This window comes from Ignavibacteria bacterium (assembly GCA_017302895.1).
Lineage (GTDB): Bacteria > Bacteroidota > Ignavibacteria > Ignavibacteriales > Ignavibacteriaceae > UTCHB3.
In genome coordinates this window covers 256,228-277,945 of sequence record JAFLBV010000002.1, presented here as the reverse complement: position 1 = coordinate 277,945, position 21,718 = coordinate 256,228, and the positions used below count along the sequence as shown (strand labels likewise).

21 protein-coding genes are annotated in these 21,718 nt (G+C 41.7%); 16 read left to right on the top strand and 5 right to left on the bottom strand.

Annotated elements, in window-relative coordinates; genetic code table 11:
- Nucleotide 1: 1 nt before the first annotated feature.
- Entirely contained in the window at nucleotides 2-775 is a 774-nt protein-coding gene (gene tatC, locus J0L60_08930; protein MBN8546243.1) for a twin-arginine translocase subunit TatC, read from the top strand.
- Entirely contained in the window at nucleotides 775-1,740 is a 966-nt protein-coding gene (locus J0L60_08925) for a polyprenyl synthetase family protein (GenBank protein ID MBN8546242.1), read from the top strand. The genes tatC and J0L60_08925 overlap by 1 nt, the downstream gene beginning before the upstream one ends.
- A 30-nt stretch (nucleotides 1,741-1,770) precedes the next feature.
- On the opposite strand, the gene J0L60_08920 is transcribed toward J0L60_08925, so the two are convergent.
- Nucleotides 1,771-2,247 carry a universal stress protein gene (locus tag J0L60_08920; GenBank protein ID MBN8546241.1) on the bottom strand — a complete coding sequence of 159 codons (477 nt, stop codon included), beginning with the start codon at nucleotides 2,245-2,247 and terminating at the stop codon, nucleotides 1,771-1,773.
- A gap of 25 nt (nucleotides 2,248-2,272) precedes the next feature.
- Complete coding sequence (locus tag J0L60_08915) at nucleotides 2,273-3,022, bottom strand: 1-(5-phosphoribosyl)-5-[(5-phosphoribosylamino)methylideneamino] imidazole-4-carboxamide isomerase (protein MBN8546240.1); 750 nt, start codon at nucleotides 3,020-3,022, stop codon at nucleotides 2,273-2,275.
- 145 nt (nucleotides 3,023-3,167) lie between these two features.
- Here J0L60_08915 and J0L60_08910 point away from each other — a divergent pair, with 145 nt between their 5' ends.
- The 10 genes from J0L60_08910 to J0L60_08865 all read left to right on the top strand — a co-directional run bounded on the left by J0L60_08910 (nucleotide 3,168) and on the right by J0L60_08865 (nucleotide 12,610).
- Complete coding sequence (locus tag J0L60_08910) at nucleotides 3,168-4,001, top strand: alpha/beta hydrolase (GenBank protein ID MBN8546239.1); 834 nt, start codon at nucleotides 3,168-3,170, stop codon at nucleotides 3,999-4,001.
- A gap of 1 nt (nucleotide 4,002) precedes the next feature.
- Nucleotides 4,003-4,566 carry a biotin transporter BioY gene (locus tag J0L60_08905; protein ID MBN8546238.1) on the top strand — a complete coding sequence of 188 codons (564 nt, stop codon included), beginning with the start codon at nucleotides 4,003-4,005 and terminating at the stop codon, nucleotides 4,564-4,566.
- Nucleotides 4,567-4,575: 9 nt separating this feature from the next.
- Nucleotides 4,576-6,573, top strand: coding sequence for a 4Fe-4S dicluster domain-containing protein (locus tag J0L60_08900; protein ID MBN8546237.1), 1,998 nt, complete (start codon nucleotides 4,576-4,578; stop codon nucleotides 6,571-6,573).
- 14 nt (nucleotides 6,574-6,587) lie between these two features.
- Complete coding sequence (locus J0L60_08895) at nucleotides 6,588-6,770, top strand: histone H1 (GenBank protein MBN8546236.1); 183 nt, start codon at nucleotides 6,588-6,590, stop codon at nucleotides 6,768-6,770.
- Nucleotides 6,771-6,862: 92 nt separating this feature from the next.
- Nucleotides 6,863-8,065 carry an MFS transporter gene (locus tag J0L60_08890; GenBank protein ID MBN8546235.1) on the top strand — a complete coding sequence of 401 codons (1,203 nt, stop codon included), beginning with the start codon at nucleotides 6,863-6,865 and terminating at the stop codon, nucleotides 8,063-8,065.
- Nucleotides 8,058-9,071, top strand: coding sequence for a tRNA dihydrouridine synthase DusB (gene dusB / locus J0L60_08885; protein ID MBN8546234.1), 1,014 nt, complete (start codon nucleotides 8,058-8,060; stop codon nucleotides 9,069-9,071). The genes J0L60_08890 and dusB overlap by 8 nt, the downstream gene beginning before the upstream one ends.
- A 1-nt stretch (nucleotide 9,072) precedes the next feature.
- Nucleotides 9,073-9,669 (top strand): hypothetical protein, encoded by a 597-nt coding sequence (locus J0L60_08880; protein ID MBN8546233.1) that lies wholly within the window; start codon nucleotides 9,073-9,075, stop codon nucleotides 9,667-9,669.
- A complete protein-coding gene (locus tag J0L60_08875; protein ID MBN8546232.1) occupies nucleotides 9,666-11,327 on the top strand; it encodes a hypothetical protein in 1,662 nt (553 codons plus the stop codon). Before J0L60_08880 ends, J0L60_08875 begins: the two co-directional genes overlap by 4 nt.
- Nucleotides 11,327-12,073, top strand: a complete 747-nt coding sequence (locus J0L60_08870) for an enoyl-CoA hydratase/isomerase family protein (GenBank protein MBN8546231.1) — start codon at nucleotides 11,327-11,329, stop codon at nucleotides 12,071-12,073. Before J0L60_08875 ends, J0L60_08870 begins: the two co-directional genes overlap by 1 nt.
- 12 nt (nucleotides 12,074-12,085) lie before the next feature.
- The gene (locus J0L60_08865) at nucleotides 12,086-12,610 is read left to right on the top strand and encodes an adenine phosphoribosyltransferase (GenBank protein MBN8546230.1); all 525 of its coding nucleotides are present in this window, start codon (nucleotides 12,086-12,088) and stop codon (nucleotides 12,608-12,610) included.
- Between the two features lie 83 nt (nucleotides 12,611-12,693).
- Here the strand turns inward: J0L60_08865 and J0L60_08860 are convergent, their stop codons facing one another.
- Entirely contained in the window at nucleotides 12,694-14,037 is a 1,344-nt protein-coding gene (locus J0L60_08860; protein MBN8546229.1) for an L-lysine 6-transaminase, read from the bottom strand.
- Between the two features lie 348 nt (nucleotides 14,038-14,385).
- Here J0L60_08860 and J0L60_08855 point away from each other — a divergent pair, with 348 nt between their 5' ends.
- A complete protein-coding gene (locus tag J0L60_08855) occupies nucleotides 14,386-15,918 on the top strand; it encodes an aldehyde dehydrogenase family protein (GenBank protein MBN8546228.1) in 1,533 nt (510 codons plus the stop codon).
- 144 nt (nucleotides 15,919-16,062) lie between these two features.
- On the top strand, nucleotides 16,063-16,581 hold the full coding sequence (bcp, locus tag J0L60_08850) for a thioredoxin-dependent thiol peroxidase (protein MBN8546227.1): 519 nt from the start codon (nucleotides 16,063-16,065) through the stop codon (nucleotides 16,579-16,581).
- On the opposite strand, the gene J0L60_08845 is transcribed toward bcp, so the two are convergent.
- Nucleotides 16,578-17,873, bottom strand: a complete 1,296-nt coding sequence (locus J0L60_08845) for an adenylosuccinate lyase (protein MBN8546226.1) — start codon at nucleotides 17,871-17,873, stop codon at nucleotides 16,578-16,580. The two genes, bcp and J0L60_08845, sit on opposite strands and share 4 nt — an antisense overlap.
- The gene (locus tag J0L60_08840; GenBank protein ID MBN8546225.1) at nucleotides 17,870-19,021 is read right to left on the bottom strand and encodes a trypsin-like peptidase domain-containing protein; all 1,152 of its coding nucleotides are present in this window, start codon (nucleotides 19,019-19,021) and stop codon (nucleotides 17,870-17,872) included. The genes J0L60_08845 and J0L60_08840 overlap by 4 nt, the downstream gene beginning before the upstream one ends.
- Nucleotides 19,022-19,241: 220 nt before the next feature.
- On the opposite strand from J0L60_08840, the gene nuoE reads away from it, so the two are divergent.
- Entirely contained in the window at nucleotides 19,242-19,733 is a 492-nt protein-coding gene (gene nuoE, locus J0L60_08835; protein ID MBN8546224.1) for an NADH-quinone oxidoreductase subunit NuoE, read from the top strand.
- Entirely contained in the window at nucleotides 19,730-21,715 is a 1,986-nt protein-coding gene (locus J0L60_08830; protein ID MBN8546223.1) for an NADH-quinone oxidoreductase subunit NuoF, read from the top strand. The genes nuoE and J0L60_08830 overlap by 4 nt, the downstream gene beginning before the upstream one ends.
- The last annotated feature ends 3 nt before the right edge of the window (nucleotides 21,716-21,718 follow it).

The following is a 21,718-nucleotide window of genomic DNA, read 5'->3' as shown; positions in this document are numbered from 1 at the left end:
GATCGCTGAAGAAATTCCGGATCAGTTATCGGGAGAAGAGAATAATGAACCTGAAGTGGAGATGTCATTTTGGGATCATCTTGAAGAGCTCAGGAGCAGACTCCTCAAAATATTCGCGGGTGTAATACCGATTTGGTTGATTTCAATTGGATTTGCACAGGATGTAATAAATACTGTTTTGTTGACACCGGCATGGAATTCAACAATTAAACTGCAGAATATCAGGCCTTTCGGTCAGTTGATGTTAAACTTTGAAGTAAGTTTTATTGTTGCACTTATAATAACAGTTCCTTACAGTTTTTATCATCTGTGGCAGTTTATCGCACCCGCTTTGCACAAACATGAGAAAAATGCTTTGCTTTGGGCAGCATTCTACTCGTCATTCTGTTTTTTGGGTGGTACGGCTTTTGGATACTTTGTCATGATTCCGATGACTTTAAGTTTCGCTGCCGGTTTTGGGAGTGCAGAGGTGTTGAATATTTTCGCGCTGGATGAGTATATGTCGCTGATTTTTAGCATCCTGATCGGAAGCTCACTAATATTCGAATTGCCGGTTGTTTCCTATCTCTTGACAAGAATAGGAATACTTTCGCCGGAGTTCATGATCAAGTATCGCAGGCATGCCATAATAATCCTGATGGTTCTGGCAGCATTTTTATCTCCGGGAACTGATCCGTTTTCAATGTTGATTCTGGCTGTTCCGCTTTTTTTACTTTACGAAACGAGTATTCTCATATCAAAATGGGCAACAAAGAAAAATTTAACTTCCCGGTAATGGATCAGGTTTTGGCTCCGGTCAAGGATGGTTTGACAGAATTTAACAGACACTTCAAAGAGTCGATGAAATCAAATGTCAAACTTCTCGATCTCGCCACTTCCTTTATCTTAAAGCAAAAAGGGAAGAAAATAAGGCCAACCCTGGTGCTTTTGACAGCGAGCCTGTGTGGTGGTATCAATGAAAGAACTTATCGTGGTGCCACGATGGTGGAATTGTTGCATACCGCAACTTTGGTACACGATGATGTGGTCGATCAGGCTGACAAGAGAAGGGGATTTCCCTCCATTAATGCCATTTGGAAAAACAAAGCCTCCGTACTGCTGGGAGATTATCTTCTTTCAAAAGGTTTGATGCTATCGGTTTCATCCAAAGACTATGATTTTCTCGAGACCATCACTGATACTGTAAAACGGATGGCGGAAGGGGAGTTGCTCCAACTTGAAAAATCGCGTAAACTCGATATTGACGAAGAAACTTACTTTAAGGTAATTTCTGATAAAACGGCTTCTCTCATCGAAACCTGTTGCTATATTGGTGCGTTGAGTGCGACTGATAATGAAACATTCAGGCAGAAAGCAAGAAAATTCGGGAGTTTATTAGGAATTTCATTTCAAATTAAAGATGATATTCTTGACTATGAGGGTACAACAAAGCTTTTTGGGAAACCAATCGGCGGTGATATAAAAGAGAAAAAAATTACACTTCCTCTTATCTATGCCATGGATAAAGCGGGGAAATCAGCAGGCAGGAAAATCATCAAAGAGATCAAATCTCTGAACGAAAAAGACAGCGTCGCAAGCATTATCGACTTCGTAATCAAGAACGATGGTCTCAAACTCGCTCAGGAAAAGGCTGTACAAATAGCAGATGAGGCTAAAGCCTGTCTCGAGGTTTTTCCTCAGAGTGAGTATAAAAATTCACTTCTCTCGCTCGTTGACTTCGTCGTAAACAGAAAAAGTTAGATTCTAAACTGCTTTATTGCAGCCGAACAATCAAGCCCGACTGTCTCTGAAATCGAATCCTTTCACCGGTTCCCGAAGAGTAAGAACAGGACATGGTGCCTTCCTTACCACTTTATCTGCTGTGCTGCCGAATAGAATCTGCTCGACACCTGTGTGACCATGAGTGGAAATAATGATCAGATCCACATCTTCAGATTTTGCAAGGTCTATTATCTCCAGGTATGGTTTACCAAGTTTTACAATTGGAATCACTTCAATATCAGCAGGGATATTTTCTCTGGCAACCCTTCCCAGTTCCTCCTTGGCTTTTTCATCAATCTGATATGACAGTGTTGGAAGTGCTATCTGACCTATACTAAGATCGGGAGGATAGATTACGGGTTCAACAACATAAACGAGTAAAATTTTTGATTTATACAGTTTTGCAAACTCCGAGGCATATTTAAGAGCCTGAAGAGAGTAATCACTGAAATCGATAGGAACGAGTATTTTATCGAATTGTATCATCGTCTTAACCTTTCAATTAATTCAACTAATCAAATAAACCCGATTCTGCAAGTCGCCAGATTTTTTGACAGGGGAATCTGTTTTCGTATAATGCCCTGCCTATAATTACAGAGTCAACTCCTTCAGACGCCAATGCATTCACTGCGAAAAGTTCTTCTTTATTCGCGATTCCACCGGAATGAGTGATTCTTTTTTGAGTGACTTCTGCGATCAGCCTTGTAAGTTCGATATTTGGGCCCCCAAGCATACCGTTTGTCAGTACATCAGCAACGATAAACCTGTTTACTCCAATACCTGCAAGTTGAGAGGCTAAATCAGCCGGGTGAATGCCGGTTTTTTCTTTCCGTCCCTTGATTACTACCTCGTTATCAATGACATCGATTCCAACCACCACTTTTGATGGACCAAATTTGTCAAAAATACGATAAAATTCTTTTCTGTTTTCGATCACAACCGAGGCAACCACAACTCTGCAGACGCCCGTTTCGAATGCATATTCTGCATCCTTTACAGTTCTGATGCCACCTGTAAACTCAACCGGAATGATTACAGATGAACAAATTTGTGATATCAGAGAATGATTTACTGATGTGGAACCATAAATACCGTCAAAATCCACCACATGGATCATCTTGGCATTTTCACTACGCCAGATCATCGCCATCTCGAGCGGATCATCGCAATAGCCCGAACATCCCAGTTCAGGAATGCCCTGGACTGTACGAACTGTTTTACCGTTTTTTATATCAATAGAAGGAATTACTAGCAATGACATATAATTTGTTGTTTTACCTTGCTAAAATAAGAAATAATTAATAAAAAGGTGTTGATATTAATTTTTATAAAGATTTTTTTACAATTTCCACTATTTTTGAGCTAAAAATTTGATTTTATGACCAATTTATAGCATTTTAGAAAATATGAAATATAATTTCTTGATAGATACAATATCCGGAAACAAAATTGAGCTGGATGTTTATTCAGGCGACAAGTCAATACCCAAGCCTGTGGTTGTTTTTGTACATGGATTTAAGGGGTTCAAAGACTGGGGTTTTTTCCCTTCGGCAGCCGGATTTTTCGAGGAGCAGGGTTATCATTCAATCGTCTTTAATTTCTCGCACAATGGGATAACCTCCGGAAATGATATTTTCAATGAGCTTGAAAAATTTGAAAAGAACACTCTTTCCTTGGAAGTAGACGAATTAAAAGAGATTTCGTTGCGTGTTATTTCAAATGAATTTTGTAATTTTAATGGTGAATTATTCATTATTGGACACAGCAGGGGCGGAGCAGTTACACTCCTTGCTTCTCCCGAAATTAAAAATCTTAGTGCTTTGTCTGTTTGGGCTTCGATCTCTTATGTCGACAGATATACTAAAAGACAGAAAAAAGAGTGGAAGCAGAAGGGGTGTCTGAGCTTTTTGAACACGCGAACGGGGCAGGAGATGAAGCTCGATTATTCGTTCCTTGAAGATATTTTAATAAATAAAAATGACAAACTGTCAGTTGAGAGCCGTGTAAGAATGCTGGACTTGCCAATTCTTACAATCCATGGCGAGATCGACTTGACCGTACCGGTAAAAGATGCAGGAAACATCTACTCATATTGCAAAAATCCTTCATCAGAGTTTTTTATTGTCCCAAAAGCAGGGCATACATTTAATATGGTACATCCTGCGGGTGATATAACAGAACAATTTAACGAAGTATTAAATAAAACAGAATCTTTTTTTCGAAAATATAACAGAGGTTAGAATGTCCGTGATTACAAAATCAGAAAATATTATTTCTTACATTAAAGATAAAGTGATATCACATCCACTGTTTGGTATCGCATCCTTTTCAATTCTGATGGCAATTGCTGCACAAATTACAATTCCGATGAAACCTGTTCCTACAACACTTCAATCCATGATTGTGGTACTGTCGGGAGCAATGCTTGGTTCCAGAAAAGGTTTTTACGCCATGATCGCTTATTTGGGCATGGGAATTGCAGGATTACCTGTGTTTGCACAGTCACCCGAGCTCGCTCCCGGAATCGCAAGATTGTTCGGACCAACCGGTGGATATCTTCTTGCTTTCCCGCTTGCAGCATGGCTGACCGGCTTTGTCATTGAAAGAAAATCTGATTACTTGACCTCCGTTCTTACATTCTTTGGAGCGCATGTAGTTATTCTTGGAATGGGAGCTCTTTATCTCGATCTTTTCCTTGCAGGCGGTTTCGATAAAACACTTGAACTTGGAGTAATTATCTTCTCGGTTTCGACTGTTGTTAAAGTTTTTGCTGCTTCATTGATCCTTAAATCCCTCAGAAAATAAGAATTATTAATGATGTTGAAAATCGTTGCGTTTGCAATCGTTCTTTTAACGGCGTTTATTATTTTTTCGATAAGTGCCAGGAGAATACTGGGTTTTCTTAAACTCGGTAAGCCTGATAACAGGTTTGGTGATATCGGATTAAGAATAAAAAATGTGATAGTGATCGCAATAGCCCAGTCAAAACTTTTCAGAGATCCTGTGGCAGGAATCGTACACGCCCTCATTTTCTGGGGCTTCGTCCTGTTTATTTCTGCAGTTCTTGAGACTTTCATACAGGGATTTGCACCTCATTTTACATTTGCATTTCTTGGCCCTGTTTTTAGTTTGATGACATTCACGCAGGATGTTTTCGGACTCTTGGTTATCGGCTCAGTCCTGTTTGCCTTATACAGAAGGTTTATCCAGAGAGTAAAGAGGCTTGAGGTGGACAGGGAAGGACAACTTGATGCAGCATTTATTCTCGTTTTGATACTGTTTGTTGTTCTTAGTATGATGGGACAAAATGCCGCTCATGTCGCGAAGACAGGTCATCTCGCCGAATGGGAGGTCAGACCGGTTGTAACTTATCTGACTGGGCTTTTTGGTACTTCCGGCGCTGCGGAAAACGCATTTGAAGTCTTTTGGTGGTTGCATGTTTTGCTTGTATTGGGCTTCCTCAACTATCTTCCTTACTCAAAACACCTCCATGTCATCACCTCAGTTCCGAATGTCTATTTCTCGAATCCATTGGAGAAGAGAGCGCAACTTCAGCCGATTAATCTTGCAGATGAAAATGCTGAATATTTTGGTGTGAATGACATTGAAAAGTTTACCTGGAAGCAACTGCTTGATGGTTTTTCATGCACCGAGTGTGGTCGGTGTGAATCTGTTTGTCCGGCGAATACTGTTGGTAAACCGCTTTCACCCCGAAAAATAATCACTGATGTTCGCGACCGAACACTGGACAAAGGACCACTGCTTATATCCGGAGTGAAAGAAGGGGAGATGCTGGAGAAATCTCTTGTCCCCAATTACACTTCCGAAGCCGAACTATGGTCTTGTACCACATGTATGGCTTGTGTTCAGGAGTGTCCGGTAATGATTGAGCATGTGGGTACAATAGTGGATATGCGCCGTCACCTGGTATTAATGGAATCCAATTTCCCGGCTGAATTAAACAATACATTCAAAAGTCTTGAAAGTAATGGCTCCCCTTGGGCATTTCCTGCCTCTGAAAGAGGTGCATGGGCAGAAGGATTGGGAATAAAGACGATGGCAGAAGACCCGAATACTGAATATCTGTTTTGGGTTGGATGCGCAGGCTCTTTCGATGACAGGTACAAAAAAGTATCAAAATCTTTCGCAGGCATAATGCAGAAGGCGGGTATTGACTTCAGAATTTTGGGAAGTGAAGAGCAATGCAACGGAGATACAGCACGCAGGTTGGGAAATGAATATCTCGCACAGACATTGATGCAGACAAACATTGAGACATTGAATAATTATGGCGTCAAGAAAATTGTTACGGCTTGCCCGCACTGCTTCAACTCACTAAAAAATGAGTTTCCTCAGTTTGGTGGAAACTATGAGGTCCTGCATCATTCAGAGATGATCGATAAGCTTATATCTGATGGCAAAATTGAAATTGACGAAAAATCAAAGGAAATTACTGCTACTTATCATGATTCATGCTATATCGGAAGATACAATGAGATTTATGACGCACCAAGAAACATTATCTCGAAATCGGTTGCAACACCACAAATTGAAATGACGCGGAGCAAATCGAAGGGATTTTGTTGCGGAGCCGGTGGCGGCAGGATGTTCATGGAAGATTCCGAGGGGGGAAGAGTGAACATTGAAAGAAGTAAAGAGGCAATAGCAACAGGAGCCAACACCATTGCTACAGCCTGTCCGTTCTGCATGACCATGATGACAGACGGTGTAAAGGCCTTGGAAAAATCGGACGATGTGAAAGTCAGGGACATCGCAGAAATTGTTTTTGAAAACACACACATCCATAAATAAACAGGAGCAACCATATGGAGAAATACAAGCAGTTATTAGACGCGGTTCAAGCTATGGAGGCTGATTTCCACAAATTCTATGAAAAGGAACAATCAGCAGCCGGTACAAGAATCAGAAAAAGCCTTAGCGACCTTAAAAAACTCGCTCAGGACCTTCGTGAGAATGTTCAGGAAACAAAGAATTCACGCAAAGGTTAGTATACTTTACTGATTCCTATATCAATTGTTAAGCCGCTCAATACCCGTTGAGTGGCTTTTTTTTTGTAATTTTGCATTTTGTTTCCGGAAAAATTATGCGAAAAAATCTCCCGCTGTCACTTATATTTTTAGTCGTCTTTATTGATTTACTCGGTTTCGGTATCCTGATCCCGATCATTCCGACATTTGCAGTTAAAGTTCTGCAAATGAATGAGAGTTCTGTCGGAATTGTAGTGGCAGTCTATTCACTCACACAGTTTTTGTTCAATCCGTTATTCGGGTCACTGTCGGACAGATTTGGGAGAAGAAAGATAATTCTCATCACACTCCTTTTGAATGCCGCCGGTTACATACTCTTCTCCTTCACCCACACTTTCATAATGCTAATGGCCGCAAGGATAATATCGGGTATTGGTGGAAGCAGTATTGGAGTTGCACAGGCTTATATTGCCGATGTAACAACACCACAGGAGCGGGCTAAAGGAATGGGACTGATTGGAGTGGCATTCGGCCTGGGTTTTGTATTCGGTCCAATGCTGGGTGGTATATTTTCAAAATTTGGATATGAAGTCACCGGATTCGCCAGTGCAGCGTTTTCAGTGCTTGCGTTTGTTCTAAGTTTCTTTTATCTGCCTGAATCCCTGAAAAAACCGGGAGAGGGTGAAGCCCCGTTAAGAAAAAGAAAGCTGATCGACTTTCATGCCTTTATCGAGGTATTTAGAAAAAAGGCTTCATTTTTCGTTATTACCCTGACTTTCTTTCTGACTTTCTCCGTTGCCAATATTTACGGTACATTTGCCATCCTCGGAAGCGGACATTTCGGATTTACCGATTTCGATAATGGAATGTTGTTCGGCATAATGGGAGTTGTCTCCGCGTTTATGCAGGGCTTCATGATGGGCAAACTGACTACCCGCTTTACTAAATTACAGCTTCTTATCACGGGTTTTTCAAGTCTGGCTGTGGGTTTGGCACTTATACCCTATGGGCATTCATTTACAATTATGGCATTAATTTTGGGTCTTATGTCGGTTGGGACTGGCTCGCTACAGCCGATACTTCTTAGTCTGATCTCCCAGGTCTCCTCGGAAGCAGATCAGGGAATGGTTTTGGGTCTTAACCAATCAATGTCATCATTTGCGAGGGTTCTCGGCCCGCTTTGGGGCGGCTTTGCCTTCCAGTACTTGGGGTATCAAATTCCGTTCTTCACCGGAGCTGTGGTCTCGATCCTGCTCCTTTTTTACTGTGCAAAATATTACAATATTATTATTAAACCAAAGTTGGCAAATGTTTAGAGTTGGTCCTGTTGAGATAGATAAAGCCCTTCTGCTGGCACCAATGGAAGATGTTACAGACATCTCCTACAGACTGGTGTGCCGTGAGCTGGGTGCGGATGTGGTGTACACAGAATTTGTGAATGCTGAAGGCATTATTCGCAAAAATGAAAAGACACATAAAAAGCTTAAAATAATAGATGAAGAACGCCCTGTTGGTATTCAGATTTATGGCGGAAAACTTGAGTCGATGGTAGAAGCGGCCAAAATTGCCGAGTCGTTTCAGCCCGAGTTGATAGATATTAATGCAGGTTGCTGGATTAAGGGAGTTGTTGCCTGTGGTGCAGGAGCAGGCATGATAAAAGATCCGGTGAACATGCAAAGACTTGTGAAGGCTGTGGTCGATTCAGTGGAGCTTCCGGTTACTGTTAAAACGAGAATCGGGTGGGATCACGAGAATATAAATATACTCGAGGTTGCTCAACGACTCGAAGATGCGGGAGTAAAAGCGTTGACCATCCATTGCAGAACCAGAAGCATGGGGCACAAAGGAGATGCCGACTGGGAGTGGATTAACAAAGTGAAGGAAGTTGTGTCGATACCGGTTGCGTTGAACGGTAATGTAATGACGGCTGAGGATGTTGTAAGAGCGTTTCAGGAAACCTCTGCCGATGCAGTAATGATTGCCCGCGGAGCGATTGGTTATCCATGGATTTTTAAGGATGCCAAGAGGCTAATGAATGGATTGCCGATAGAGGATGAGATTCCGTATTCAGAAAGAATCAGGGTTTGCCTGAGACATCTTCAACTTGCCACAATGGTAAAAGGTGAAAGAAGAGCCATACTCGAACAACGAAAGTATTATTCAGGATACCTTAAAGGTCTGGTAAACGCCAGCCATATCCGACAGGAATTGATGAAAATTCTTGAATTTTCGCGGGTCGAGGAGCTTCTGTTTAGTTACGAGAGATATCTTTCAGGTCTCGAAAGTGCTTATGCGAATGCTCACATCGATTTGAGACAGTGATATGGGACATAAGAAGCGGGAGTTGATAGCAAAAGTCATTTCATACCTCTTTCTCCCTCCCGTGCTCAACCTAATTTCATTTTTTTTAACAGTTAACAAGTTCGAACCGGATTCGGGGAATTCTCTCCTGATCCTTGGTTACACCTCTCTCTTCTCAGTCGTACTTCCGGTTATTGTGTTCATTCTTTTTCTGCGAAAGGGAAAAATAGCCGATGCTGACGCACGAAACAGAACCGAGAGACACATCCCTTATCTGGTTTTTGCGGCGATCATTCTGGCAGGATATTTTCTGATTCCCTGGCATGACCATGCAGTTGAAATAAAAATATTATTTCTCATCTATCTTGCTAATCTTTTAACTCTCTTTTTTGTAAATTTGCTGTGGAAAATAAGTGCACATACAATGGGCGCCGGCGGGTTGGTGGCAGTCGTCATTTTGACTCATGGTTTCTGGGGATTGGCGGCACTTCCTGTTGTTTTCGCTTTGGGTTGGGCACGATTTGAGTTGAAGTGTCACACAACTGGTCAGATTTTAGCCGGTGCATCACTCGGCGTATTTAATACATTAATTCTTTTTAAACTAATTCCTTTAATATGAACAACGACAAAGAAAACCTCTTACGAATCATTGACAGAATTACCTATCTTTTCGAACTGAAAGGTGAGAATGTTTTCAAGATTAACGCTTTCCGTAAGGCATATACGATCCTGTCCGGTCTGCAGGAAGATCTTGCCCTGATGTTTGAGTCGGGTCAAATGGCTGAATTAAAAGGAATTGGTAAGGGAATTCTTTCGGTAATCGCGGACTACTACAATATGGGTTATTCTTCAGCATTAAGAGAGCTGGAAGACGAAGTTCCTCCCGGTTTGATTGAGATTAATCAGATCCGGGGTCTGGGACCAAAAAAAGCCGTTCAGTTATATTATGATCACGGAGTTACAAGCGTGCAGGTTTTAGAGCAGTTTTGTTTGTCGGGAGAGCTTGCCAAAGTCAAGGGATTTACTGACGCTGGTGCTGAAAAATTGCTCGATCACATAAAAATGTATAAAAAGAATCAGACTCAAATCCGGCTAAATGATGCAACCCGAATTGTTGAAGAGATCGAAGTGGTACTTAAAGGGTGCACGGGTATCGAACTGTATTCGGTATCGGGGGAATATCGTCGAAACATGGAAGTAATATCAGTCCTGGAATTCGTAATCCTGACACAGGATCAGCAAAAAGTGCTCGAACAATTGAAGGAAAAACTTGGGTTGCCCGATCTATCCTATTCAGAGGAAACAAGTTACGGCGGGCGAGTGAAGATAATGTTCCATCAGGAAATGAATCAGCACTTTTTCTTTGAGACTCTTTATGAGACTACCGGTTCGAGGGATTTTGTTGAAAAATTCCATGTTGCGGATTCAAAATCGGGCGAATTCAATTCTGAAGTCGATATTTTCCAGAAACTCGGATTGGCCTACATTTCTCCGGAAATGAGAGAACGGGAGTATCTGCCGTTCATCGATGATCCAAGATTTTCCATTTCAACACTTTCCCCGGAGGATTTTAAGGGAAGTTTCCATTTTCACACCAACTATTCAGACGGGTCAAATACCCTGACTGAGATGGTTACGGCTGCATCTGCACTCGGTTATGAGTATTTCGCAGTCTGTGATCACAGTAAAGCTTCATTTCAAGCCAACGGGTTAAGAGAAGACAGGGTCTTCCTTCAAAAGGAAGAAATAAGAAATGTAGCCATCACACTTGGAAAGGACATTTTTCACGGAATAGAGGCGGATATTCTCAAAGACGGGACTCTTGACTACGGAGATGATTTTTTAATTAATTTTGATTTTGTTGTTGCTTCAATTCATTCGCGGTTCTCTCTGAACAGGGAGGAGATGACAGCAAGAATAATCAGGGCAATCGAGAATCCTCACACTGATGTTCTCGGGCATCCAAGCGGCAGGATACTGCTGGAGCGACCGGAATATGAGGCAGATTATGAAAAGATTATCGATGCTTGTCTGGCAAATGGAGTGGCTATAGAAATAAATGCTTCAGCCTATCGTCTCGATATGGATTGGAGAAGGTTGTTCATCGCAAGAGACAAAGGATGCATTTTTAGTATTAATCCGGATGCCCACTCCACTTCACAATTGTCAAGCGTGAAGTATGGAATTAAGATCGCAAAGAAAGCCGGAATGCGAAAGGATGAAATCATAAATTGCTACTCATTGGAAAAATTTAGAGAGTTTATCGGGAGAAAATAATGGTTGATTTCAGGATAGAGAACGAAACTGCAATTGTTTCATTAAACCGACCCGAAAAAAGAAATGCTCTTTCACCCGGACTCATTAGAAAATTTATAAGTGTTTTCCAAAATTGTGAAAATGATAACGCAGTAAAGTCCATTATCATTACAGGCTCGGGAAAGGCATTTTCGGCCGGGGCTGATTTGGCATATCTTCAGCAGTTGCAAAACAATTCAATACTGGAGAACGATAAAGATTCTGAACTGATATCTGAAATGATCCTCACTGTTTATGAGTGTGACAAGCCCGTTGTGGCAGCCGTTAATGGACCCGCCATAGCAGGAGGGTGTGGACTTGCTACAGCCTGTGATTTTATTATTGCAGACCGAACAAATACCATGATGGGATACAGTGAGGTAAAGATAGGTTTTTTGCCGGCAATTGTGTCTTTTCTTCTTCTGAGAAGACTGACAGAATTCAAGGCACGACAGCTTCTGATTTCGGCAGAGATTTTGAACGCAGAGAGAGCTCTGGAAACCGGTTTAATAGATCAGATTTCGGATGATGTGATGAAAGATTCTCTTGAATTATGTTCCAAATTGAATAAAAATTCCACAGAAAGCATTTCTCAAACCAAAAGATTGATCAGAGAAACTTCCGCTCTGAACTATAAAAATTCAGTAAAACTGTCTCAAAAGTATAATGTGATAAGCAGATCAACAGAGGAATTCAAAACTGGAATCGACAAGTTTCTTAACAAATAAACAGGCATCAAAATGGATTTAAAAGCCACGATCCGGAGTATCAAAGACTTCCCGAAACCCGGCATAATGTTCCGGGACATCACCACCTTGCTCGAAAATCCCTCGGCACTCAACTATTCCGCAGGGGAAATTTATAACAGGGTGAAACATCTTGGCATTACCAAAGTAGCCGGGATTGAGTCCAGAGGATTTATTCTGGGCGGAATTGTAGCCTCACATTTAAACGCTGGATTTGTTCTAATCAGAAAACCGGGAAAGCTCCCCTCAGCCAAATATTCGGAAGATTACTCTCTCGAATATGGCACTGATTCGATCGAGATGCATATTGACTCGATCAAGAAAGGGGACAGAGTGCTGCTCCATGATGATCTTCTTGCAACCGGCGGTACTGCCGCAGCAGCAATAAAACTGATAGAAAAAGCCGGTGGTGAGGTTGTTTCGATTCAATTTATCATCGAGCTTACTTTTCTGCCCGGAAGAGAAAAGCTCAAAGGATATGCCGTCGACAGTCTTGTAGCGTACGATGACGAAAATTAGCCCGACGGGAATTTAAAACTGAAACGGCTCCCTTTCGGGGAGCCGTGCAGTGCAAGTAGTTTAAAGGTATATACAACTTTATGTTATTTGACAAGCGAATTTAACACTTCTCTGATAATTTTGCAACCCTTTAATAAATCATCACTTTGAATGATAAGAGGTGTTCTGAAACGGACACTTCTTTCACCGCAGGCGAGAATCATTAGTCGTTCTTTCCAGCATCTCGAGATGAATTCATTTCTTGTTGCCTTATCAGGCATGTCAAAAGCACACATCAAACCTCTTCCTCTAACTCCGGAAACCAGAGCGGGGAATTCATTTTGCATATCGTTCAGTTCCGAAAGCAGCAGATCTCCCATGATAGCAGAGTTCTGAACCAAACCTTCTTCATGAATCACTTGAAGTATTTTGGCGGCTCTAACCATATCGGTCAGATTTCCACCCCAGGTAGAGTTGATTCGTGAAGAAACCTTAAACACATTATCCGGCTCTTCATTTACGCGGTCGCTAACCATAATTCCACAAACTTGCATTTTTTTGCCAAATGAGATAATGTCAGGCATAACAAAGTGCTCGGATGCCCACATTTTACCGGTCAATCCTACACCTGTCTGAACTTCATCGAACATGAGCATGATATCATTTTCATCGGCAATCTCTCTCAGTTTCAGAAGGAATTCTTTTCTGAAATGATTGTCACCACCCTCTGCCTGAATCGGTTCGATGATTATAACGGCAATATCATCAGGATACTGTTTGATGGCAGCATATATCTGAGCTATTGCTTCATTTTCAGCATGAATGACCTCTTGAAGGTGATCATTTAAGGGGAAAACAATTTTTGGGTTTAATACACGGGGCCAGTCAAATTTAGGATATAAATTCACTTTGTTCGGGTCGGTGTTTGTAAGAGACATCGTATATCCTGTTCTTCCGTGAAATGCCTCTCTGAAATGGAGAACTTTATGCCCCTTTTCCTCTTTGTATCCCTTTCTAAAGTTCTTACGAACTTTCCAGTCGAAGGCAACTTTTAATCCGTTTTCAACAGCAACGGCACCACCTTCAACAAAGAACAGATATTTGAAATGCGCGGGCATTACATATTTGCTGATTGTATGCACTAGTTCCGCTTTAAAAACGGTGTAAATGTCGCTGTTGGATGGTTTATTTAGAGCTGCCCATGCCAGTTTGTCACGGAACTCGGGATTGTTGAGTTTAGGGTGGTTCATCCCCAAAGCTGACGATGCAAAAAATGAAAAGAAGTCAAGGTATTCATCACCTGTTCTTTCTTCCACCATGTAGCAACCGTGGCTTTTTTTAATATCGAGGACAAAATCGTATCCATCAGCAAGAATATGCTTGTGGAGAATTGGAAAAACATCAACAGCCGTAACATTATGATCGCTGAAAGTTGCTGTATTATTCATAGAACACCTCCCGTAAGGAAATTTATCTGAAAGAAAATCGTATGTAAAAAAAAGGATTTGTAGGGTCTGGAGGGGGAGTGTGCTTAAAACACTGATTCGAACTTGGAGACGAAATAGCTGCGGAGGAGCCGCGGGCTAAATGACTCGTTGAAAGGACGACATGGATAAATTAAATTGTTTAATCTCATGCCTAAATATAATCAATTTCATTGAGAGAATAAATTACAGTTCGGTCGACTTTTTAAGTTTTTTTTGCGCGGTAACTCAGCCTAAAAAGAAAAACGAAATTCCATTTATCTATTATCCATATATTTCGATGATACATTTATTAATTTCTCGGGAGAAAAAATGGATTTCCTAAAGACACTTGGAATCGAAGAAATAAATTATGGTTCGTGCACCGGTCGCGAATGGAAGAAAACTGAAAATGCCGGAAAACTTGAAATTTATTCACCCGGATCAGGTGAGAAGATAGCCTCCGTTTATCAGGCATCAGAGTCTGATTACGAAGAAATAATTCAGAAGGCCTCTGAGGCTTTTATCTACTGGCGTGATGTGCCGGCTCCCAAAAGAGGAGAGATTGTCAGGCAAATCGGTGATGAACTCCGTAAGTATAAAGACCCGCTCGGAAGACTTGTTTCGTATGAAATGGGTAAATCTCTACAGGAAGGCTGGGGTGAAGTTCAGGAGATGATTGACATCTGCGACTTCGCGGTAGGCTTGTCAAGACAGCTTTACGGCCTCTCCATGCATTCTGAGAGACCCGATCACAGAATGTACGAACAATGGCACCCACTCGGTATCGTTTGCACTATTTCAGCATTTAATTTTCCTGTGGCAGTATGGTCATGGAATGCCATGATAGCAGCGGTTTGTGGTGATGTTAATCTATGGAAACCCAGCTCGAAAGTTCCATTGGCAGCAGTTGCAGTTCAAAAAATTGTTGCCAGAGTTCTTGAAACCAACAATATACCTGAAGGAGTTTTCTCACTTATTGTTGGCAAGGGCTCAACCATCGGCGAAAGAATTCTTAATGACAAAAGAATACCCCTTATCTCTTTAACCGGATCAACCCGCGTCGGGAAGCATGCAAATTCTGTAATCGCAGGCAGATTCGGAAAAGCAATCATGGAGCTTGGCGGTAATAACGCTATCATTCTAACTCCTGATGCAGATCTTCAACTGGCGGTACCTGCCATCGTGTTTGGAGCCGTGGGAACAGCCGGACAGAGATGTACTTCCACACGCCGTCTGATCATCCATGAAAGCATCTACGACAAGATTAAAGACACGCTTGTGAAAGCCTACGGCTCACTTAAAATCGGAAATCCTCTTGATATAGCGAATCATGTTGGACCACTCATTGATAAAGGCGCAGTAGCTGATTTTTCAAAGGCTATAGAAGAAGTGAAAAAATCGGGTGGAAAAGTACTCTATGGCGGTGAAGTGCTGTCGGGAGAAGGCTATGAATCCGGTTGTTATGTAAAGCCGGCAATCTGTGAAGTTGAAAACAGCTATCCGATTGTTCAGGAAGAAACTTTTGCACCAATTCTTTATTTGATTAAATACAGCGGTGATGTAAAAGAAGCCATAGCCATTCAAAACGATGTGGTACAGGGACTTTCCTCTGCTATATTCTCTCTGAATATGAGAGAAACTGAAGAATTCCTCTCCGCTCGCGGTTCTGACTGTGGAATTGCAAATGTAAACATCGGAACTTCAGGCGCTGAGATCGGTGGGGCCTTTGGTGGCGAAAAAGAAACCGGAGGAGGCAGAGAATCAGGATCTGATTCATGGCGTGCTTACATGAGAAGACAAACGAATACAATTAACTTCTCGACGAAAATACCACTCGCACAGGGAATCAAGTTCGATCTCTGATTTAGTAATTCGTAGAAGCATAAATCTCAATATTCTTAAGCTGTCCGGTCAAAACCGGGCAGCTTTTTTATTAAATACAAGGTCTCGGAAGTTGACAGGAACACTATCAGTTTTGTAATTGTTTATCAATAAAAAGGAGATGTGATGAATAATCTAAAGAAATTTTTTCTGTTTGTAGCCGGGCTGTTGCTTGCTTCCTGTGGAGGGACCGCCGAGAATATTAAAGAAGGAATGTCAGCACCGCAATTTTCGTTAAGTGATCAGAATGGTACGAAGGTTTCACTGGCTGATTTCAAAGGAAAGAGTCCTGTAGTTCTCTATTTCTATCCAAAAGCGGGAACACCCGGTTGTACAAAACAGGCATGTGGAATAAGAGACAATTTCAAGAAATTTGAAGAGAACGGAATAAAGATCCTGGGTATCAGTGTTGACGACACCAAAAGTTTGAAGGAGTTCGAGGCTGAACAAAAACTCAATTTTACTCTTCTCTCAGACTCGGAAAAAAAGACGAGTGAAGCCTACGGAGTTTTGAACAAACTTGGCATGTCGAGTCGTATTACATTTATTATCGACAAATCAGGTAACATCGCGCATATCTTGAGAGATGTCGATGTTTCCACTCATGCAGAAACAGTTTTCGATCTTGCTAAAAAGCTTATTTAAGTAAGAGTTCTGTTGAAAATATAGTCGATATTCCTCATCGAATTTGTAAGATCAAATATTGTTTCGAACCTTTTAGGGTCAATATTTTGCACAACTTTTTCGTTTTTCAGAAGTTCGTCCCTAAGGTTCAGTGAAGTGTCACGCCAGACTCTCATTGCCGCATCCTGAACAGCCGCATACGATTCTTCCCGTGACATTCCGGATTCTGTTAGAGCGAGCAGGACTTTCTGGGAATAAATCAGTCCACGGGTGAGGTGGATGTTTCTTATCATGTTTTCGGGATAAATAATCAGCTTTGTAATCAGATCAATCGATTTTTGAAGCATATAATCGATGAGAATTGTGGCGTCTGGGAAGACCACACGCTCAACCGACGAATGCGATATATCCCTTTCATGCCAGAGGGCAATATTTTCAATGGCAGGGGAGACATAAGATCGCATCAGTCTCGCCATTCCGGTAATTCTCTCGCAGATAATCGGATTTCTCTTATGGGGCATTGCTGATGAGCCTTTTTGCCCTTTTCCAAAGTATTCCTCAGCTTCCAAAACTTCTGTTTTTTGCAGATGTCTTATTTCTGTGGCAATTTTTTCGAGCGTGCCTCCGATTATTCCCAGTACTGACAAATAAAACGCGTGCCTGTCTCTTTGAATGACCTGAGTGGAAACCGGTTCAGGTCTTAGACCAAGTTTTTCACAAACGAATTCTTCCACAAAGGGGGAGAGGTGATCGAAAGTTCCAACTGCTCCGGAAATCTGTCCTGTTGAAATTTCATCAATTGCTTTCACAAATCTTGCCCGGTTTCTTCGCATTTCATCATACCACTGGGCAAATTTCAAACCCATGGTAGTAACCTCTGCGTGGATGCCATGAGTCCTGCCGATGCATAATGTGTTTTTATGCTCAACAGCTCTTGTTTTCAGGGCATCAGTCAGAACATCTATCTTCTCTAAAATGATACGGGATGCCTCTTTGATCTGTACTGAAAGAGCAGTATCCAATACGTCCGATGAGGTCATTCCATAATGCAGGTGCCTGCTGGCAGGTCCAACATTTTCATTAACATTGGTGAGAAACGCGATAACATCGTGTTGAGTAGTGAGTTCAATCTCATTAATTCGCTCAACCGAAAACGAGGCTCTCTCTTTTATTGCCGCGAGATCCTCTTGAGGCACTTCACCCGTGCCGACTCTTGCTTCTGTAGCCAGAATTTCGATTTTGAGCCATGTTTCATATTTAAATTGATCGCTCCAGATTTTTCCCATTTCCGGAAGAGTATACCTGTCGATCATTTTCTTCTCTCCAGTTCCATTTCAAGTTTTAAATTCTTCTCATCACGAAGAACCGAGAAAGAAACATTCTGTCCTGTTCTGTATTCCTGCAAAGCACCGAGAAGTGTGTTTCGATTGCTGATTTTGAAATCTCCGAGTGCGAGAATTACATCACCGTTCTTGAATCCTGCTTTTTCTGCGGGTGAATTTTTCATAACACTGTTTACAATCACGCCTCTTGAGTTCGGAAGTTTGAAGTAAGCGGCGATTTTTTCATCTATATCCTGGACACCAAGTCCCGTGAAGAAATTTCTGTCGATTTCCCCTTTTACTTTAAGTTCATCCACGATCTTTTTTACTTTATTTATCGGGATGGCAAATCCGAGACCGATACTTCCTTTCCCGCTACCGGTCGAGTAAATGATGGTATTCATTCCTATTACATCACCCAAAGAGTTGACCAGTGGTCCACCACTGTTGCCACCATTGATCGCAGCATCCGTCTGTATCATGTCGAGATAAAAACGATCTTCGACTGGTTCCAGATTCATCCCGGTTGCCGAAATCACACCAACAGTAACGGTAGGTTTGTCGTTCACATCAAAGAGGCCAAAAGGATTTCCGAGTGCAATCGACCATTCACCGATAATAATATCAGATGAGTTCCCAAGCTTGAGAAAGGGAAGTTTGCTTTCTTCAATTTTCAGAAGACAAACATCCGAGACTTTGTCTGTTCCGATAACTTTGGCGTCGAAATGCCTGCCGTCAGTCAAGGTGACAGTTATTTTTTTTGCATTTCCCGCGACATGATCATTTGTAAGAATGTAACCATCTGCTGAGATCAAAAAACCGGAACCAAGACCTTTGACTTCCTGGGAGTAGCTTTGGTCACCAAAAAACTGCTGAAAGAAGGGATCGTTGAAAAAAGGATTAAAGAAAGGGTTATTTACCTGTCGAACCTCTGTGACATTGATTCCGACAATGGCAGGGGAGATTTTTGCAACTGTTCGTGTGATAATATTTTCTCTCTCGGAAGAGATCGAATTCGAATTCTCATAAATTGATTTACCCGAAGAATTGTCACCATTTAACAAAAATATCGCCGATGATATGGCGATAACCGCAATGACTGTAAGAACCGGTCTGCTCTTCAACACAAATACCTCCATCTATTTAATTTTCAACTGTACAAAAATAAAAAAACGGCACTTCCTAAAAGGGTCATTTATTAAAAACCGGAATTCTAACTTATTAGAACTATTTCTCTAACAAATGAGAATTGCAAATAATTAGCAAAAAGCGTGCCAATACGACTATGAATGAATTTGTGACCTGATTTCATGTGGCACGATTATTGATTAATTTCTGTGTATCATTAAGGAAATTGCAATGGCAAATCATATAATTGAAAACTACCCAAAGAACGACAGAAGTATCTTAATACCACTTCTGCAGGATATCCAGGATGAACACGGTTATCTGCCCGAAGATGTATTAACGGAAGCAGCCAAACATATCGGAATGCCTTTGAGCTCGATTTATGGCGTTGCTACATTCTACAACCAGTTCCGTTTAACTCCACTCGGTAAAAATATCGTCAGAGTTTGCAGAGGAACTGCATGCCATGTAAAAAATTCTGCAAATATTTTATTCGGACTGGAATCCGCACTTAACATTAAAGCCGGTCAAACAACCCGTGACAAGAATTTTACTCTTGAAGTGGTCAGTTGCATCGGTGCCTGTTCCATAGCTCCGGTAATCTGCATTAACGATGATTATTATGGCAGAATTAGCGTGAAAGAAATTGACAAGATTCTCAAAAAATATCAGCCGGTAACCCCCAGATCATCATCGATTAAAACAGAGGAGACAGTAAAATGAAGAGTTTTATCGAAAAATGTTGTTCGGAGTGCTGGCATTCACCTGAAAAGCAGTGTCAGCATTTTGTACAATGCTGTACTGAAGGACCACTCTGTCACCACAGTGAAGAGTGCACAAATAAAATAAAATCATTCAACAACCGCCTTCTCTTCAAGGAGCATGAAGTACCTGTAATCTTTATCGGAGCCGGAACTTGTGGACTTGCAGCCGGTGCTGCCAAAGTTGAAGAGGCAATAAGATCTGAACTTTCGAAACAAAATATCGAAGCTCAAATTGTCAGAACCGGATGTATCGGTTACTGTGCAAAAGAGCCAATCGTTGACATAAAACTTCCAAACGGTGAAAGAATTGCCTACTCAGAGGTTACTCCTAAACTTGTGGCAAAGCTTATACAGACCACTATCGTTGAGGGTGGAATTCTGCAGGATAACCTTCTCGGAAGTCACGAAAGAAAATCAGAAGTATGCACATCAATGCATGACACACCTTTCTTCAGACATCAGAAGAAAATCGTCCTCGAGAACTGTGGTGTTATTGATCCCGATTCGATCGATACATATATCGCCAGCGGTGGTTTTAAAGCCATTAACAAAGCTCTTAAGTTGATGAAACCGGAAGAAGTTGTGCAGGAAATTCTGGATTCAGGACTCAGAGGAAGAGGTGGTGCAGGATTTCCAACAGGCAAAAAATGGGAATTCGCCTTAAAACAGAAATCAGAGACAAAATATATCATTTGTAATGCCGACGAAGGTGATCCGGGTGCCTTCATGGACAGATCGGTTCTCGAAAGTGATCCATTCAAACTTATTGAAGGAATGATGGTAGCAGCTTACGCCATCGGTGCTGGTTCAGGATATATCTACTGCAGAGCTGAATACCCCTTGGCAATATCGAGATTGACCCACTGTATCCATGAATGTGAACGGTACGGTTTGCTCGGTGACAATATCCTTAACAGTGGATTCAATTTCCGGTTGAAAATTAAAAAAGGCGCAGGTGCATTTGTTTGTGGAGAGGAAACTGCTCTCATTGCCTCAATCGAAGGAAAAAGAGGAATGCCAAAACCAAGACCTCCATTCCCGGTAGTATCGGGTCTTTGGGGTAAACCGACGGTAATCAACAATGTCGAGACACTTTCCAATGTCTCCGCCATTATCGCGAGAGGTGCTGAATGGTTTTCGAGTGTTGGTACAGAGAAAAGTAAAGGAACCAAAGTTTTTGCTCTCTCCGGGAAAATCGTAAACACAGGACTTGTGGAAATCCCGATGGGAATTACACTTGAAGAAGTGGTTTTCAGCATTGGCGGTGGAATTCCTTACAACAAGAAATTCAAAGCCGTACAGATTGGCGGTCCTTCTGGTGGCTGCCTGCCAATGAGCGTTATAAAAACCCAGGTTGATTATGAGTCACTGAAAGAAGTTGGTGCAATGATGGGATCGGGCGGTTTCGTTGTAATGGATGAAGATACATGTATGGTTGATATAGCCAGATTTTTCCTGAACTTCATTCAAAATGAATCGTGCGGCAAGTGCGTTCCCTGCAGAGAGGGTACCAAAAGAATGCTTGAGATTATCGAGAGAATTCCGGTTGCCTACAAGGATGGAGCTGATAAATATGATCAGTTGCAGAGATTCAAAGGAATCATCGGATTAAAAAGACTGGCAGATGTCATCCGCGACACTTCATTGTGCGGACTCGGACAGTCGGCACCCAATCCAATTCTTTCCGGTTTGCAATACTTCAAAGAGGAGTATGAAGAGCATCTCTTCGACAGGAAATGCCGCTCCGGAGTTTGTAAAGAACTTTTGACCTTTACAATCGACAATACTCTATGCTCGGGTTGCGGTCTCTGTAAGAGAAAATGCGGTACCGAGGCAATAGTAGGGCAGAAGGGTGAAGGGCACTACATTTTACAGGATAAATGTATTAAATGTGGAATGTGCCTCGAAACCTGCAGATTCTGTGCAATTAATGTAAACTGAGCC

Excerpts from the sequence above, each read along its gene's own strand:
- J0L60_08925 (MBN8546242.1), top strand. The coding sequence starts at position 775 with ATGGATCAGGTTTTGGCTCCGGTCAAGGATGGTTTGACAGAATTTAAC.
- J0L60_08920 (MBN8546241.1), bottom strand. The coding sequence starts at position 2,247 with ATGATACAATTCGATAAAATACTCGTTCCTATCGATTTCAGTGATTAC.
- J0L60_08915 (MBN8546240.1), bottom strand. The coding sequence starts at position 3,022 with ATGTCATTGCTAGTAATTCCTTCTATTGATATAAAAAACGGTAAAACA.
- J0L60_08910 (MBN8546239.1), top strand. The coding sequence starts at position 3,168 with ATGAAATATAATTTCTTGATAGATACAATATCCGGAAACAAAATTGAG.
- J0L60_08905 (MBN8546238.1), top strand. The coding sequence starts at position 4,003 with ATGTCCGTGATTACAAAATCAGAAAATATTATTTCTTACATTAAAGAT.
- J0L60_08900 (MBN8546237.1), top strand. The coding sequence starts at position 4,576 with ATGATGTTGAAAATCGTTGCGTTTGCAATCGTTCTTTTAACGGCGTTT.
- J0L60_08895 (MBN8546236.1), top strand. The coding sequence starts at position 6,588 with ATGGAGAAATACAAGCAGTTATTAGACGCGGTTCAAGCTATGGAGGCT.
- dusB (MBN8546234.1), top strand. The coding sequence starts at position 8,058 with ATGTTTAGAGTTGGTCCTGTTGAGATAGATAAAGCCCTTCTGCTGGCA.
- J0L60_08880 (MBN8546233.1), top strand. The coding sequence starts at position 9,073 with ATGGGACATAAGAAGCGGGAGTTGATAGCAAAAGTCATTTCATACCTC.
- J0L60_08875 (MBN8546232.1), top strand. The coding sequence starts at position 9,666 with ATGAACAACGACAAAGAAAACCTCTTACGAATCATTGACAGAATTACC.
- J0L60_08870 (MBN8546231.1), top strand. The coding sequence starts at position 11,327 with ATGGTTGATTTCAGGATAGAGAACGAAACTGCAATTGTTTCATTAAAC.
- J0L60_08865 (MBN8546230.1), top strand. The coding sequence starts at position 12,086 with ATGGATTTAAAAGCCACGATCCGGAGTATCAAAGACTTCCCGAAACCC.
- J0L60_08860 (MBN8546229.1), bottom strand. The coding sequence starts at position 14,037 with ATGAATAATACAGCAACTTTCAGCGATCATAATGTTACGGCTGTTGAT.
- J0L60_08855 (MBN8546228.1), top strand. The coding sequence starts at position 14,386 with ATGGATTTCCTAAAGACACTTGGAATCGAAGAAATAAATTATGGTTCG.
- bcp (MBN8546227.1), top strand. The coding sequence starts at position 16,063 with ATGAATAATCTAAAGAAATTTTTTCTGTTTGTAGCCGGGCTGTTGCTT.
- J0L60_08845 (MBN8546226.1), bottom strand. The coding sequence starts at position 17,873 with ATGATCGACAGGTATACTCTTCCGGAAATGGGAAAAATCTGGAGCGAT.
- J0L60_08840 (MBN8546225.1), bottom strand. The coding sequence starts at position 19,021 with ATGGAGGTATTTGTGTTGAAGAGCAGACCGGTTCTTACAGTCATTGCG.
- nuoE (MBN8546224.1), top strand. The coding sequence starts at position 19,242 with ATGGCAAATCATATAATTGAAAACTACCCAAAGAACGACAGAAGTATC.
- J0L60_08830 (MBN8546223.1), top strand. The coding sequence starts at position 19,730 with ATGAAGAGTTTTATCGAAAAATGTTGTTCGGAGTGCTGGCATTCACCT.